Here is a 14,038-nt window from a genome sequence, read left to right as displayed (position 1 = left end):
CGGCGAGCGGCCGCCGCCCTCACGGGCCGGTCTCCGCCAGCCGCGGCAGCCGTACGGGTGTGAACCGCGCGGCGTGCGGCCGGGCCGGGATCGTCCGGTCGTCCGGCAGGGCCTCGGCTGCCAGGTCGATGAGCAGGGGCGCCGCACAGCGCAGGAACACATCCACCTCGTGGCAGAAGTCGCCCGCGTCGTCCGCGGTCACCTCCCACCGGTCCAGCCGGGCCAATTGCTCGCAGAGGGTGAAGGCGCCGGCGGTCAGGCTGAACCGCCGGACGCCGAAGGCGGCCCCGAACCGTTCCGTGATGCGCGCGGCAGCCTCCCGGGACCGCTCGGACACCGGCAGCGGTCCGCGGCCGGTCCAGGCGGCGGCCTTGTCCGCCACCCGGTTCCACGGCCGTACGAGCCGGGCACCGGTCACCTGCGTCATGGCCTCGCGGGTGAAGTTGGTGCGCTGGAAGTCCGGTCCGGTCGCCGCCAGGTAGAAGCGGGTGAGGTCCCGTGGAACCTCGGCGGCCAGTTGCCGTCCCGTCACGACGTGCCCGCGGCTGGTGGAGAACTTGTCGTGGTCCAGCTCGTAGAACTCGTTCGTGACGAAGTGCTCGGGCAGGGCGTAGTCGCCGAGGGCCAGCAGCATCGCCGCGCCGACGACCGCGAAGGCGAAACCGGCGTCGGATCCGAAGAAGTACACGACCTTCGCCCCGGCCTCGGAGAACCACAGCTCGTCGTCGGCGGAGAGGACGGCGCCGCGCTGTTCGGCCGCGAGGGCCGTGGTGTGCATGCTCCAGGCGATGGTCTCGGCGTCCGCGTACAGCACCTGGCCCGCGACCTCGGGGAACGGCGCGGGGATGCCCCAGGAGATCGGCAGGGTGACCGGGTAGTCCGGGAGCGGCCGGGCGAGGACCTCCTCGACCATCTGGGCCAGGCGGGGCCGCATGGTCGCGCTCTGCCGGGCGAAGTACGCGGTGAGCGCCTCGCGGTACTCCTCCAGCGGCAGCACGAGCACCTGCTGCTCGCGCAGTTCCACCGGATCGTCGGGGTGCAGGGTGGAGTGCGGGTCGATGAGGTCGCCGGAGGCGATCCAGTGCCCGCAGTTCTCACAGAGTCCGGCGCACCCCTCGGCGAGGCACACCGGGCAGCCGCCGCGCACGTAGGCGTCGGTGAGGTACTCGCCGGTGCGCGGGGTGTAGGGGAACGGGACCGCTTTCAGGCGCAGTCGGCCCAGGCCGTGCAGGCGCTCGAAGAAGTGCCGGACTGTCTTGACGTACCGGTCGCCGAACCGGACGAAGCCGTCGGGTTCGATGCCCACGGCCGCCAGCGTCTCCTCCACCTGGGCGGCGGAGCGGACGCGCAGGTCCTGCGGCGGGAGGCCCAGCCTGCGGGCGGTGGTCACGATGTAGTTCTGGGTGAAGTGCACCCCCGTGCCGAACAGTACGTCGCCGCCCGCCGCGCGTCCGTACCTGGCGCAGACGTCCGCGGCGAGGAAGGGGCCGGCCAGGTGCCCGAGGTGCAGGTCGCCGTTGGCGGTCGGGCCGGGCGCGATCACCAGCGTGCGCTCGTGTGCCGTCATGCCCTGCTCCCCTCGGCGATGGCGCGGCGGGCCATGAGGTCGGTGAGGATGTCCTGCGAGCGGTGCGCGAGGACGCTGATGAGGGAGTCGGCGATGCCGTGCGTCTCCTCATTGACACCCTGCAGGTACACCGCTCCCCAGGCCGAATCCCCCAGGTCCACCCGGTAGGAACGGCTCACCGACACCTCGTCCAGCCCCACCTGCGCGGCCAGTTCCCGGACCAGCGCGGGCTTTCGCGGGTCGTAACCGGTGCCCAGCAGCACCAGATCGCACCGCAACGGCTCCGTCTTGCCGCTCAACCGGTCCCGCAGGTCCAGCACCACCTCCTCGCCCTCCACCCGGGCCCCCACCACCTCGGTCATCGCCCGCACCGAGGAACGCTGCGGTCCCAGCACTTTCTGCCGGTACAGCGTCGTGTACAGCTCTTCCAGGAACGGCGGGGCGAGACCCGCGTAATTCGTGAACCTCAGCTCCTCCAGGAGTTGTTCACGGACTTCCGCCGCTGTGTCGTGGAAATCGTCCACGAAGGAGGGGAAGAACAATTCGTTCACGAATTTGCTGGTCTGGTAGTTCTGGAGTCCGATCGACCGTACGACCATCGTGATCTGGCTGTGCGGCAGGTCCTCGTGGAGGGCGAAGAACATCTCCGCGGCGCTCTGCGCCCCGCCCACGACCACCGCGCGGACCGGCTTCTCCTTCGGAATGCCGGCGATCCGCGACCGGTACTGGGTGCTGTGGACCACCCGGTCCCCGGGCAGTCCCGCGAACACCTCCGGGATGCGCGGATCACGGCCGCCGCCGACCACCAGATCTCGGCACCGGATCCGGTCCCCGTCGGTCAGCAGCACGCTCCAGCCGGCCACCGACCCGTCCGCGCCGCGCACCGGTTCGACGCGTTCGGCGCGGGCGCCGCAGCGGATCTGCACCCGCTCCAGCGACGCCGCGACCCACTGGAGGTAGTCCGAGAACTCCCAGCGGAAGGGGTGGAACGTGCCCAGGTTCACGAACTCGTCCAGCCGCCCCTGCTCGTGCATGAAATTCAGGAACGAGAACCGGCTGCAGGGGTTGCGCAGGGTCACCAGGTCCTTCAGGAAGGACACCTGGCTGCGCGCCCACGGCATCAGCAGATCACGCTGCCACTTGATGTCCGGACTCTGCTCCAACAGCAGTGTCCCGTCCGCCAATTCGGCAGGACCCGACTCCTCGATGGCCACTGCGAGCGCCAGATTCGCCGGACCCGCACCGATCGCCAGGACGCCAACCTCCCGGTCCGTCACACTTCCCCCTCGATCACATGGATCCCACTCGCGGACAGGCAGTAGCGAGGCTAGGTATCCGCTGTTCCCGATCGATAGGGGAAGTTCTCCCGTCAGCTGGGGAATCTGAGCCGGGAAAGGGGCTGCGACCCGGGCACGGCGTCCAGCCGGTGCAGTGAGGTGCGCCGCTGTACGACGGCCAGCCCGGCGACCGCCGCCCCGAGCAGCAGCCAGCCCGCCGGCCCGGCCGTCATCACCGCCCCGGTGAGCAGCAGCGGCCCGGCGGACTTCTGGATGGACGGGGACATGCCCGCCACGCCCAGGTACGCGGCCCTCTCCCCGTCGGGCGCGAGGGAGACGGCGAGTTCCCAGGAGCTCACCGACCGCATCAGCTCCGCCGTGGTGGCCAGCACCGCGCTCGCGAGCATGACGACGGAGGCGGTCCAGACCCCGTGGCCGGGTGTGAGGGCGATGAGGGTGCAGCAGGCGAGCAGCGTCAGCCCGTACAGGCGGGCGACCCCCGCGGCCTGGCGTGGATCCCGGACCCGCGCCGACACCCGCAGCTGGAGGAGGAGGACCAGCACCGTGTTGATGACGAGGAAGGCGGGGACCAGGGCATGGGGGGCGTCGGTGTGGTGGACCAGCCACAGCGGCAGCCCGACGCCCAGGATCGAGTCGTCGAGGTTCATCGGGATGTCCAGCAGGACGAACCGCAGGTAGCCGCGGTCCCGCCACGGATTGGGCCCGCGCCCGGGCGCGGGTGCGGGCCGGGGACCCGCAGCCGGTGCGTCCGCGGCCGTAGCGGCCACCAGGGTGTGGCCGGGCTGCTCCCGGGTGCGCCACACCAGCGCCGCGGCGGCGAGGAAGGACAGCGCGTTGCCGAGGATCAGCGCCTCGTAGGCCCCGCGGGTGCCGACGGCCAGGCCGAGTGCGGCGATGCCCGCCCCGAGTGCGTACCCGGCGTTCGCCGCACTGCGCGACAGCGCCTGGTACGTGGCGCGGCGCTCGCCGGCGGCGCGGGTCGCGAAGAGCATCTCCAGCGTCTTGGCCGCCCGGTCGCCCAGGGAGGTGAGGGCGACGACGGACAGCAGCAGCTCGAAGCGGCTGACGACGAGCAGGGCGCAGAGCACGACCAGGCGCAGCAGGTGACAGCCGATCAGCAGCGAACGCACAGGGAAGCGGCCCGCGAGGTGGCCGGCGAGCGGCGAACCGGCGATGCCCGCCACTCCGGCCGCCCCCAGGAGCAGACCCAGCCGACCGGCGTCCAGGCCCACCACGAAGGTGAAGAAGAGGACGGAGGAGGCGGCCCACACGCCGGTGCCGATGCGGTCCAGCAGCTGGGCGAGCAGCATGATCCGGGCGTCCCGGCCGCCCGGGGGCCGGCGCAGCTGCGCCACCAGCCCGGTCTTCTGCCGCCGGCCCTTGCCGGTGTCCACGCCGCGCCGCATGTCAGGCCCCCGTATCCCTGTGCGTACCCTTGGAAACTATCTCGATGTCGAGATACTTCGCGGTAGCCTGCCGCACAACAATCTTGACGTCAAGATATTTGGGCCGGGGTGGGGGCAGACGTCGGCGGACCCGCGGGCAGCCGCGGGCGGAGAATGGCGGTGTGGAAGCCCGACCGGACTACGGCGGGGCCGAGCCCGCCGTCCCCCTCGACATCCCGCCCACCGCGCGTACGGCCGTGGCGTGGATCCCTCCGCCGGAGCTCTGGCCGGCCATCCAGGACATCCGCCGGGAGCACGACCCGCAGATCCGCCGGTGGCCCCCGCACGTCAATGTGCTCTTCGGCTTCGTACCGGAGCAGGACTTCGGCCGGGCGGCCCCGCTGCTCGCCGAGGCGGCCGGGGAGAGGGAGCCGTTCGAGATCCGGCTGGAGGGGGTTCGCTTCTTCCGGCACCGGCAGTACGCCACGATCTGGTGGGACCCGGCCGCCGCGGGCGCGGCTCCGTGGACCCGCCTGTACGGCGCCCTGACCGAGCGCTTCCCGGGCTGCCGGGGGCGGCGGGCGGGCTTCACCCCGCACCTCTCCCTCGGCCGGACCCGCCACCCCGCCGAGCTCGCCGCCGCGTGCACCGCCCGGTTGGGCAGCGGCTCGTCCCGGGTGGACCGCCTGGTGGTGCTCGCCCGGGACGCCGACGGGCCGATGCGGCCCCGGGCGGCCCTCGCCCTCGGCTCCGGCGCCCTCACCTGGCAGCCGAAACACTCCGGCCCGGATCCGCAGGAAGCGGATCCGGGCCGGAGAGCGGGTCGGACGGACCGTCGGGATCAGACCGCCGGAGCCGGGTAGGTCGGGTACTCCACCCCGGAAACGTGCTGGACGACGCGGATGACCTGGCAGGAGTAGCCGAACTCGTTGTCGTACCAGAGGTAGAGGATGGCGTTGTCGCCGTCGACCTTGGTGGCGCCGGCGTCGACGATCGAGGCGTGGCGCGAGCCGACGAAGTCCATGGAGACGGCGTCGGGGGCGGTGGTGAAGTCGATCTGGCGCTTCAGCGGCGAGGACAGCGAGACGTTGCGGAGGTAGTCGAGGACTTCCTCGCGGGTGGTCTCGCGGCCGAGGCGCAGGCTGAGGATGGCGATCGAGACGTCCGGGACGGGGACGCGGATCGAGCTGCCGGTGATCGGCGCCTTGAGGTCGGGCAGCGCCTTGGCGACGGCGGAGGCGGCACCGGTCTCGGTGATCACCATGTTCAGCGGCGCCGAGCGGCCGCGACGGTCGGCCTTGTGGTAGTTGTCCAGCAGGTTCTGGTCGTTGGTGAACGAGTGGACGGTCTCCACGTGGCCGCGCAGCACGCCGTACTCGTCGTCCATGGCCTTCAGCGGCGGGACGATGGCGTTGGTGGTGCACGAGGCGCAGGACAGGATGCGCTCGTCCGGCTTCACCATGTCGTGGTTGACGCCGTGCACGATGTTCGGGACGTCGCCCTTGCCCGGGGCGGTCAGGACGACCTTGTCGATGCCGGGACGCAGGTGCTTCGAGAGCCCCTCGCGGTCGCGCCACTTGCCCGTGTTGTCGATGAGGATGGCGTCCTTGATGCCGTACGCCGTGTAGTCGACCTCGGAGGGGTCGTTGGCGTAGATCACCCTGATCGCGTTGCCGTTGGCGACGATCGTGCTGTTGGCCTCGTCCACGGTGATGGTGCCCTGGAACTGGCCGTGGATGGAGTCACGGCGCAGCAGCGAAGCGCGCTTGACCAGGTCCTGCTCGCCGCCGCCGCGGACGACGATGGCGCGCAGGCGCAGGCCGTTGCCGGAGCCGGCCTTCTCGATGAGCAGGCGAGCGACGAGGCGGCCGATGCGGCCGAAGCCGTAGAGGACGACGTCGCGGCCCTCGCGGCGCTGCTCGATCTTGTTCTCACCCGTGGCACCGGCGACGGCGCCGGCGGTGAACTCCTCCACGGTCAGACCGCGGTCGTCGCTCTTGTACATGGCCGCGAGCATGCCGATGTCGATCTGGGACGGGCCGAGATCAAGGGTGGCGAGCGCCTGCAGGAAGGGCAGGGTCTCGGTGACCGACAGCTCCTCGCCGTCGATCTGCCGGGCGAACCGGTGGGTCTTGAGGATGCTGACCACCGACTTGTTCACCAAGGAGCGGCTGTGAAGCAGGACAGTGACGTCCCGCTCCCGCTGCAGCTTCCCGATGATCGGGATCATCGACTCCGCGATCTCCTCGCGGTTTTTCCAGTTGGTGAACGAGTCCTCGTTGACAGTCACAGGATTATCTTTCGAGCTAGGCGGTGCTCATATGCTAACCCCTCCCGATTTTGGCCCATCAGGCGGTACCGCCTGAGCGGGGATACGCCCCTCCGTCGCGGCTGGATGCCCCGGTTCAGGGCGATTTGCCGGAGGTGACGGCGCGCTCACGGGGTGGGGTGGGCTCCCCCCGGCGGTACGCGCCGGGGGCTCGGGCCACCGGGTGGTCGGCGGAGGCGGCGGAGGTCAGCTGCCAGGGCACGCTCGTCACCATGACGCCCGGTGTGAAGAGCAGGCGGCTCTTGAGCCACAGCGCGGACTGGTTGTGCAGGAGGTTCTCCCACCAGTGGCCGACCACGTACTCGGGGATGAAGACGGCGACCACGTCACGCGGCCCCGCACGCCGGACGGAGCGCACGTACTCGACGACGGGCTTGGTGATCTCGCGGTACGGGGAGTCGATGACCTTGAGCGGTACGTCGATCTCGAACTCCTCCCACTGCTGCCGGAGCCGGGCCGTCCCTTCGCGGTCCACGGCCACCGTGAGCGCCTCCAGCCGGTCCGGCCGGAAGGCCCGCGCGTAGGCCAGGGCGCGCATGGTCGGCTTGTGCACGGTGGACACCAGGACGATCGCCAGCACCCGGGAGGGCAACTGCCGTTCCGCGCGCGGATCGGTGACCGCGAGTTCGGCGGCGGTGCTGTCGTAGTGCCGGCGGATGCCGCGCATCATCAGCCACAGCAGGCCGGCGGCGAGCACGGCCAGCCAGGCACCCTCGGTGAATTTGGTGATCAGCACGATCACCAGGACCAGGCCGGTGACGACCGCGCCGGTGGCGTTGACCACCCGGGACCACTGGTGCCGGCGGCGCGCGGCCGGAGCGGTCCCGGTGCGCAGCTCGCGGTTCCAGTGCCGGACCATGCCCGTCTGGGAGAGCGTGAAGGAGGTGAACACCCCGAGGATGTAGAGGTGGATCAGACTGGTGACGTTCGCCCGGTAGCCCCACAGCAGCAGACCGGCCACCACGGCCAGCGCCAGGATCCCGTTGGAGAAGGCCAGCCGGTCGCCGCGGTTGTGCAGCTGGCGCGGCAGATAGCGGTGCTGGGCGAGGATCGAGGCGAGCAGCGGGAAGCCGTTGAAGGCGGTGTTCGCGGCGAGGACCAGCACCAGGGCGGTGGCGGCCTGGAGGAAGTAGAAGCCGATGCTGTCGGTGCCGCCGAAGACGGCGGAGGCCAGCTGGGCGATCACGGTGCGCTGGGTGTACGCCGAGCAGTCCCCGCCGAGGCCGGTGAGCCTGCAGGCGTCGTCGGTGATGTGCACCCGGGCCACGACGGCGAGGGTGGTGACGCCGACGAACATGGCCACCGCGGTGATGCCCATCGCGGCCATGGTGGCTGCGGCGTTCCGGGACTTGGGCTTGCGGAAGGCCGGTACGCCGTTGGAGATCGCCTCCACGCCCGTCAGCGCCGTACACCCGCTGGAGAAGGCGCGCAGGACCAGCATGACCAGGGCGAGACCCGCCAGGCTCGCGTCCCCTTCTGCCGGCCTGATCCCGTACGCGGCGCTCTCGGCCACCGGGGCGTCGCCGAGCAGGTAGCGGAACAGACCGGTGGCCACCATGATCAGCACGCCGCCGATGAAGAGGTACGTCGGAACGGCGAACAGCCGACCCGACTCGCGCACCCCGCGCAGGTTCATCGCCGTCAGGAGGGCGACGAACCCGAGGGCCATCGGCACCCGGTGCCCGGCCAGTGAGGGCAGCGCCGAGATGATGTTGTCCACCCCGGACGCGACCGACACCGCCACGGTCATGACGTAGTCGACGAGCAGCGCGGCGGCGACCACCAGGCCGGCCGAGGGGCCCAGGTTCGTGGAGGCGACCTCGTACGAGCCGCCGCCGGTCGGGTAGGCGTGAACCACCTGGCGGTACGAGGCCACCACCACCGCCATCAGGGCGACCACCGCGGCCGCGATCCAGGGCGTGAAGTGCAGATACGCCAGGCCGCCGAGGGTCAGGACGACGAGGATCTCCTGCGTGGCGTAAGCCACCGAGGACAGCGGGTCGGACGCGAAGATCGGCAGCGCCAGCCGCTTGGGCAACAGTGTCTCGCCCAGCTCCTCGCTGCGCATGGCCCGCCCGATCACCAGCCGCTTGAGGACCTCGGTCACCTTGAGCACGGCACGAGCCTAGGGGGTGTCCCCCCGATCAGGCCGGAGCAGGGAGCGGTGTCCGGCGCGGTGTCCGCGCGGCCGCGTCAGGACGGCGTCAAGACTTCCGCGCCTTCCGTATGGAGCCCGTCAAGGACGGGCCGGGACGGCTGCGCCTGCGTTTTGCTCGTCCCAGGCCGATCTGGCCGAATCCACCTCATCACTTCATCCAGGAGCTCACGACGGCCGATCTGGCCTTCGTCGCCACCACGGTCGCGGTCTTTCGCGCTGGTGACCCTCATCCAGGGCAGCCTCCCCGGCTCGCTCGGCTTCGTGTCGATCGACCCCGACCAGGCCTTCGACACCGCCGCGTCCTTCGTGTCGAACACCAACTGGCAGTCGTACGCGGGCGAGCAGGCCATGGGCCACGTCGTGCAGACGGGCGGCCTGGCCGTGCAGAACTTCGTCTCGACCGCGGTCGGCATGGCCGTCGCCGTGGCCCTCGTACGGGGCTTCGCCCGCTCCCGCACCGGTGAACTCGGCAACTTCTGGGCCGACCTGGTGCGCGGCACCCTCCGCATCCTGCTGCCCCTCTCCGTGATCGGCGCGATCGTGCTGGTCGCGTGCGGGGTGATCCAGAACTTCTCCGGGATCCACGAGGTCGGCCAGTTCCTGAACGGGCACGGCACGGGCGGCAGCCGGCCTCGATCCGCACATCTCCCCGGCGTACGCGAAGCTCCAGGTCCACCGCGTCGCCGAGCAGAACGGGCTCGACGTCCGGCAGGTCGAACGGCTCGTGGAGCAGAACACCGAGGGCCGCACGCTCGGCTTCATGGGCGAGCCCCGGGTCAACGTCCTCAAGCTGAACATCGCCGTCGAGGCGCTGTCGCGAGGCTGACGGCGCCGGCCCGCCGGTCGGTTCCGGCGTGGGCGCCGGCCGGGCCGGCAGGCGCCCACGCACCGTCCGCAGGCGGTGAGCAGGCGCCGCGCAGCTCAGCCGTGGCCGTGCGCCCCCGTGGGCGCCGTCTTCCCGTGCCCTTGTTGGTCCCGGTGGAGGCGGTGGGAGAGCAGGCCGTGCGCCATGGCGCCGCCCGCGCTGACGGCCGCGGCGACGAAGGCGACTTCCGTCATCTCCTGGCCGGTCGCACCGGCCTCCGCGGCGCCGCGGGTATGCGTGTCGATGCAGTAGGCGCAGCGGTTGGCTGTGGCGACGGCCAGTGCGACCAGTTCGCGGTCCTTGCGGGAGACGACGCCGTCGTCGCGGAAGACTGCGGCGTGGAAGGCGAGGAAGGCGTCGGCTTCGGTCTTCGCCAGATCTCGGACCTGGCCGACGCGGTGCAGGTCAGAGGGGTGTTGGTAGGTCATGGCCTGATGGAAGCAGGCTTCGGCGGGCCGGGTCCAAGACTGCTTTGATCAGCCTGCACACCCTTTCGATATCGTCCCGGACATGGACTTGCGCAAGCTCCGGTACTTCGTCGCCGTCGCGGAGGAGGGCAATGTGGGACGGGCCGCCCGTCGCCTGCACATGTCCCAGCCGCCGCTCAGCCAGCGCATCCGCGAGCTGGAAGCCGATCTGGGCTGCGCCCTGTTCCTGCGCACGCCGCGCGGTATGACCCTCACCCCGCCGGGTGAGGTCCTGCTCGCCGAAGCCCGGAGGCTGCTCGAAGCCGCGGAGCGGGCCCGTGAGCGCGTGCGCCGGGCGGCCGGCGAACGCGTGCTGCGCGTGGGGGTGATGGGGCCCGGGGAGGCGGCGCTGTCCGCCGCGGTCGCGGAGTCCTTCATGGGCGCCCACGAAGGGGTGGCGGTCAGCCTCGTCCAGGGCGGGCTCGGCGACCCCACCCTCGGCCTGGCGGCCGGCCGGGTCGACGCGGCGATCACCTTCACGCCGTTCACCCGCTCGGGCCTGTCGATCCGCACGGTGCGGCAGGGCCCGTGCTACGCCGCCCTCCCCGCGTCCGACCCCCTGGCCACCGCCCCGCACGTGCGGCGCGCAGACCTGGCCGACCGGGTCTGCGTGCGGCTTCCCGCCGGCACCGACCCGGTGTTCCGGGCCCACTGGGAACCCCTCGGCACGCCGGACGGGCCGCTGGTGAGTTCACTGGACGAGTGCCTGCACGCCGTCCTGTGGCAGCGCGCGACGGCGTTCGTCCCCGAGCAGATCACGGGCGGCCACCGGCTCCCCGGCATCGCGTACGTGCCCGTGGCCGACCTGCCCCCGGCCGCACTGGTGGTCGCGTGGCGCCGCGGCGACCGCAACCCGCTGGTCGCCGACTACGTGCGCGCCGTCTGCTCCGCCGCGCAGGACGGGCACAGGCCGCGGTAGGTGACCTCGACCTGGGACACCGTGAAGCCGAACCGCTCCTCCTCCCGGAGGCCGGCCAGCGGACTGCCGGTCGGGTGCACATCGCGGATCAAACCGCAGTGGGAGCACACGAGGTGCTGGTGCGGACGGTGGGCGTTGGGGTCGTACCGCTTCGCGCGGCCGTCCGTCGAGACCTCCACGACCTCGCCGAGGGAGACCAGTTCGCCCAGGGCGTTGTAGACCGTTGCCCGGGAGATCTCGGGCAGCCGCCGCATCGCGAGGGCGTGCACCTCGTCGGCCGTGAGGTGCACGTGGTCGCCGTCGAGGACCTCCGCGACGACGCGCCGCTGGGACGTCATCCGCCAGCCGCGCGCCCGCAGCCGCTCCAGAAGGTCACTCATGTCGACTCACCTCTTCAGGTCGGCGGGACACCCCCGAATGTACCGGGGAGCGTCCGGTATCCGATCGGATATGGGTTTGGTGTTCTTCTTGACTTGGATTCTGTCCATCGTAGGATCGGCTTCGTTGACAGCCAAGGGACAGGCAGACACCGGAGCGGCAGGAGACGGGACGTGGCGGACCTCCGCCGAGGAACCACGCGGGGCCCGCAGTTAGGCGCGGCCACCCGCATCCCGCTCCCCTGGACCCTCCGGGACGGTGACCACCCCGGCGTCACAGCGATCGACGGGCCGGGGCCACCACCTGCGGCCCTGTGCCCCGACTGTTCCACCCCCGCAGTTACTGAGCACCGTGATCCGCCTGGTCCGGAAGGATTCCCATGTCTGAGAACCATGATGCAGTCGTCACAGACGCCAAGACGGAGGGCGGAGGTGGCTGCCCCGTCGCGCACGGACGCGCCCCGCACCCGACGCAGGGCGGCGGAAACCGCCAGTGGTGGCCGGATCGGCTCAATCTGAAGATCCTCGCCAAGAACCCCGCCGTGGCCAATCCGCTGGGCGAGGAATTCGACTACGCCGCGGCGTTCAACTCCCTGGACCTCCCGGCCGTCAAGCGGGACATAGCCGAGGTGCTGACGACCTCCCAGGACTGGTGGCCCGCCGACTTCGGCCACTACGGCCCGTTCATCATCCGCATGGCCTGGCACAGCGCGGGCACCTACCGGATCAGCGACGGCCGCGGCGGCGCGGGGGCCGGCCAGCAGCGCTTCGCCCCCCTCAACAGCTGGCCGGACAACGCCAACCTCGACAAGGCCCGCCGCCTGCTGTGGCCGGTCAAGAAGAAGTACGGCCAGAGCCTCTCGTGGGCCGACCTCATGATCCTCGCCGGCAACGTGGCCCTGGAGTCGATGGGCTTCGACACCTTCGGCTTCGGCGGCGGCCGGGCGGACGTCTGGGAACCCGACGAGGACGTGTACTGGGGTCCCGAGACCACCTGGCTGGGCGACGAGCGCTACACCGGCGACCGTGAGCTGGAAAGCCCCCTCGGCGCCGTCCAGATGGGCCTCATCTACGTCAACCCCGAAGGCCCGGGCGGCAATCCGGACCCGCTCGCCGCGGCCCGCGACATCCGCGAGACGTTCCGCCGCATGGCGATGAACGACGAGGAGACCGTCGCCCTCATCGCAGGCGGCCACACCTTCGGCAAGACCCACGGCGCGGGCCCCGCGGACCACGTGGGCGACGACCCCGAGGCCGCCTCCATGGAGGAGCAGGGCCTGGGCTGGAACAACACCTTCGGCAGCGGCAAGGGCGGTGACACCATCACCAGCGGCCTCGAAGGCACCTGGACGAACACGCCGACGGCCTGGGACAACAGCTTCTTCGAGATCCTCTTCGGCTACGAGTGGGAGCTGTTCAAGAGCCCCGCCGGCGCGCACCAGTGGCGGCCGAAGAACGGTGCCGGGACCGGCACCGTGCCCGACGCCCACGACCCGTCCAAGAGCCACGCGCCCACGATGCTCACGACCGACCTGTCGCTCCGCTTCGACCCGGCCTACGAGCAGATCTCCCGGCGCTTCCTGGAGAACCCGGCCGAGTTCGCGGACGCCTTCGCCCGCGCCTGGTACAAGCTGACCCACCGTGACATGGGCCCGGTCGTGCGCTACCTCGGCCCGGAGGTCCCGGCCGAGACGCTGCTGTGGCAGGACCCCCTCCCCGCGGTGGAGCACGAGCTCGTCGGCGCCGACGACATCGCCTCGCTCAAGAGCCGGGTCCTCGCCTCCGACCTGACGGTGTCCCAGCTCGTGTCCGCGGCCTGGGCGTCCGCCTCGTCCTTCCGCGGGAGCGACAAGCGCGGCGGCGCCAACGGCGCGCGCGTCCGCCTCCAGCCGCAGAGCGGGTGGGAAGTCAACGAGCCCGACCAGCTGGCGAGGGTGCTGCGCACCCTGACGGAGATCCAGGAGGGCTTCAACGCCGCTCAGAGCGGGGGCAAGCGGATCTCCCTCGCCGACCTGATCGTCCTCGCCGGCGCGGCCGCGGTCGAGCAGGCCGCGAAGGACGCCGGGTTCGAGGTCGAGGTCCCGTTCACGCCGGGCCGCGTGGACGCCTCGCAGGAGCAGACGGACGTGGAGTCGTTCGCCGCGCTCGAACCGACCGCCGACGGGTTCCGCAACTACCTCGGCAAGGGCAACCGCCTGCCGGCCGAGTACCTGCTGGTCGACCGGGCGAACCTGCTGACCCTGAGCGCCCCCGAGATGACGGTCCTCGTCGGCGGCCTCCGCGTCCTGGGCGCGAACCACCAGCAGTCGCGGCTCGGCGTCTTCACGAACACCCCCGGAGCGCTGACCAACGACTTCTTCGTCAACCTGCTCGACCTGGGCACGAAGTGGAAGGCGACCTCCGAGGACCAGCACACCTTCGAGGGGCGCGACGCCTCCACGGGCGAGCTCAAGTGGACCGGCACCCGCGCCGACCTCGTCTTCGGCTCGAACTCCGAGCTGCGCGCGCTCGCGGAGGTCTACGCGAGCGACGACGCGAAGGAGAAGTTCGTGAAGGACTTCGTCGCCGCGTGGGACAAGGTGATGAACCTGGACCGGTTCGACCTCGTCTGATCACACCGCCGTCCAGGCCGGCCCCGACGGGCCGGCCTGGACGGTTCTTCGTTTCCTCAAC

General features: G+C 71.2%; 10 protein-coding genes and 2 pseudogenes. 5 read left to right on the top strand and 7 right to left on the bottom strand.

All coding sequences use genetic code 11. The features are described from left to right. Positions 1 to 19: 19 nt before the first annotated feature. From AC0666_RS09890 to AC0666_RS09880, 3 genes are all read right to left on the bottom strand, one after another. A complete protein-coding gene (locus AC0666_RS09890; RefSeq protein WP_478707387.1) occupies positions 20 to 1,567 on the bottom strand; it encodes a class I tRNA ligase family protein in 1,548 nt (515 codons plus the stop codon). Continuing rightward, positions 1,564 to 2,844: a lysine N(6)-hydroxylase/L-ornithine N(5)-oxygenase family protein gene (locus AC0666_RS09885; protein WP_478707386.1), complete on the bottom strand. Its 1,281-nt coding sequence runs from the start codon at positions 2,842 to 2,844 to the stop codon at positions 1,564 to 1,566. The genes AC0666_RS09890 and AC0666_RS09885 overlap by 4 nt, the downstream gene beginning before the upstream one ends. A gap of 92 nt (positions 2,845 to 2,936) precedes the next feature. After that, positions 2,937 to 4,271: an MFS transporter gene (locus tag AC0666_RS09880; RefSeq protein ID WP_478707385.1), complete on the bottom strand. Its 1,335-nt coding sequence runs from the start codon at positions 4,269 to 4,271 to the stop codon at positions 2,937 to 2,939. 161 nt (positions 4,272 to 4,432) lie between these two features. On the opposite strand from AC0666_RS09880, the gene AC0666_RS09875 reads away from it, so the two are divergent. Continuing rightward, positions 4,433 to 5,113, top strand: a complete 681-nt coding sequence (locus AC0666_RS09875) for a 2'-5' RNA ligase family protein (protein WP_468973149.1) — start codon at positions 4,433 to 4,435, stop codon at positions 5,111 to 5,113. Here AC0666_RS09875 and AC0666_RS09870 read toward each other — a convergent pair. After that, positions 5,092 to 6,540 (bottom strand): glyceraldehyde-3-phosphate dehydrogenase, encoded by a 1,449-nt coding sequence (locus AC0666_RS09870; RefSeq protein WP_468973152.1) that lies wholly within the window; start codon positions 6,538 to 6,540, stop codon positions 5,092 to 5,094. The two genes, AC0666_RS09875 and AC0666_RS09870, sit on opposite strands and share 22 nt — an antisense overlap. A 115-nt stretch (positions 6,541 to 6,655) precedes the next feature. Then, complete coding sequence (locus AC0666_RS09865; protein WP_478707555.1) at positions 6,656 to 8,647, bottom strand: APC family permease; 1,992 nt, start codon at positions 8,645 to 8,647, stop codon at positions 6,656 to 6,658. 306 nt (positions 8,648 to 8,953) lie between these two features. Here AC0666_RS09865 and AC0666_RS09860 point away from each other — a divergent pair. Both AC0666_RS09860 and AC0666_RS09855 read left to right on the top strand, forming a co-directional pair. Beyond that, a pseudogene (locus tag AC0666_RS09860) lies at positions 8,954 to 9,346 on the top strand (potassium-transporting ATPase subunit KdpA); the annotation flags it as partial. Between the two features lie 10 nt (positions 9,347 to 9,356). After that, positions 9,357 to 9,563: pseudogene (locus tag AC0666_RS09855) on the top strand (potassium-transporting ATPase subunit C); the annotation flags it as partial. 95 nt (positions 9,564 to 9,658) lie between these two features. On the opposite strand, the gene AC0666_RS09850 reads toward AC0666_RS09855, so the two are convergent. Further along, complete coding sequence (locus AC0666_RS09850) at positions 9,659 to 10,030, bottom strand: carboxymuconolactone decarboxylase family protein (protein ID WP_478707384.1); 372 nt, start codon at positions 10,028 to 10,030, stop codon at positions 9,659 to 9,661. Between the two features lie 82 nt (positions 10,031 to 10,112). On the opposite strand from AC0666_RS09850, the gene AC0666_RS09845 reads away from it, so the two are divergent. After that, positions 10,113 to 10,988: a LysR family transcriptional regulator gene (locus AC0666_RS09845; protein ID WP_478707383.1), complete on the top strand. Its 876-nt coding sequence runs from the start codon at positions 10,113 to 10,115 to the stop codon at positions 10,986 to 10,988. Here AC0666_RS09845 and AC0666_RS09840 read toward each other — a convergent pair. Next, positions 10,937 to 11,368, bottom strand: coding sequence for a Fur family transcriptional regulator (locus AC0666_RS09840; RefSeq protein WP_468973161.1), 432 nt, complete (start codon positions 11,366 to 11,368; stop codon positions 10,937 to 10,939). The two genes, AC0666_RS09845 and AC0666_RS09840, sit on opposite strands and share 52 nt — an antisense overlap. A 377-nt stretch (positions 11,369 to 11,745) precedes the next feature. Here AC0666_RS09840 and katG point away from each other — a divergent pair, with 377 nt between their 5' ends. Continuing rightward, positions 11,746 to 13,977 (top strand): catalase/peroxidase HPI, encoded by a 2,232-nt coding sequence (katG, locus tag AC0666_RS09835; protein ID WP_468973164.1) that lies wholly within the window; start codon positions 11,746 to 11,748, stop codon positions 13,975 to 13,977. Positions 13,978 to 14,038: the final 61 nt, after the last annotated feature.

Source organism: Streptomyces sp. NPDC043680 (genome assembly GCF_056436685.1).
Note: the sequence above shows the minus strand (reverse complement) of the source record. Positions and strands in the feature narration are given on the sequence as shown.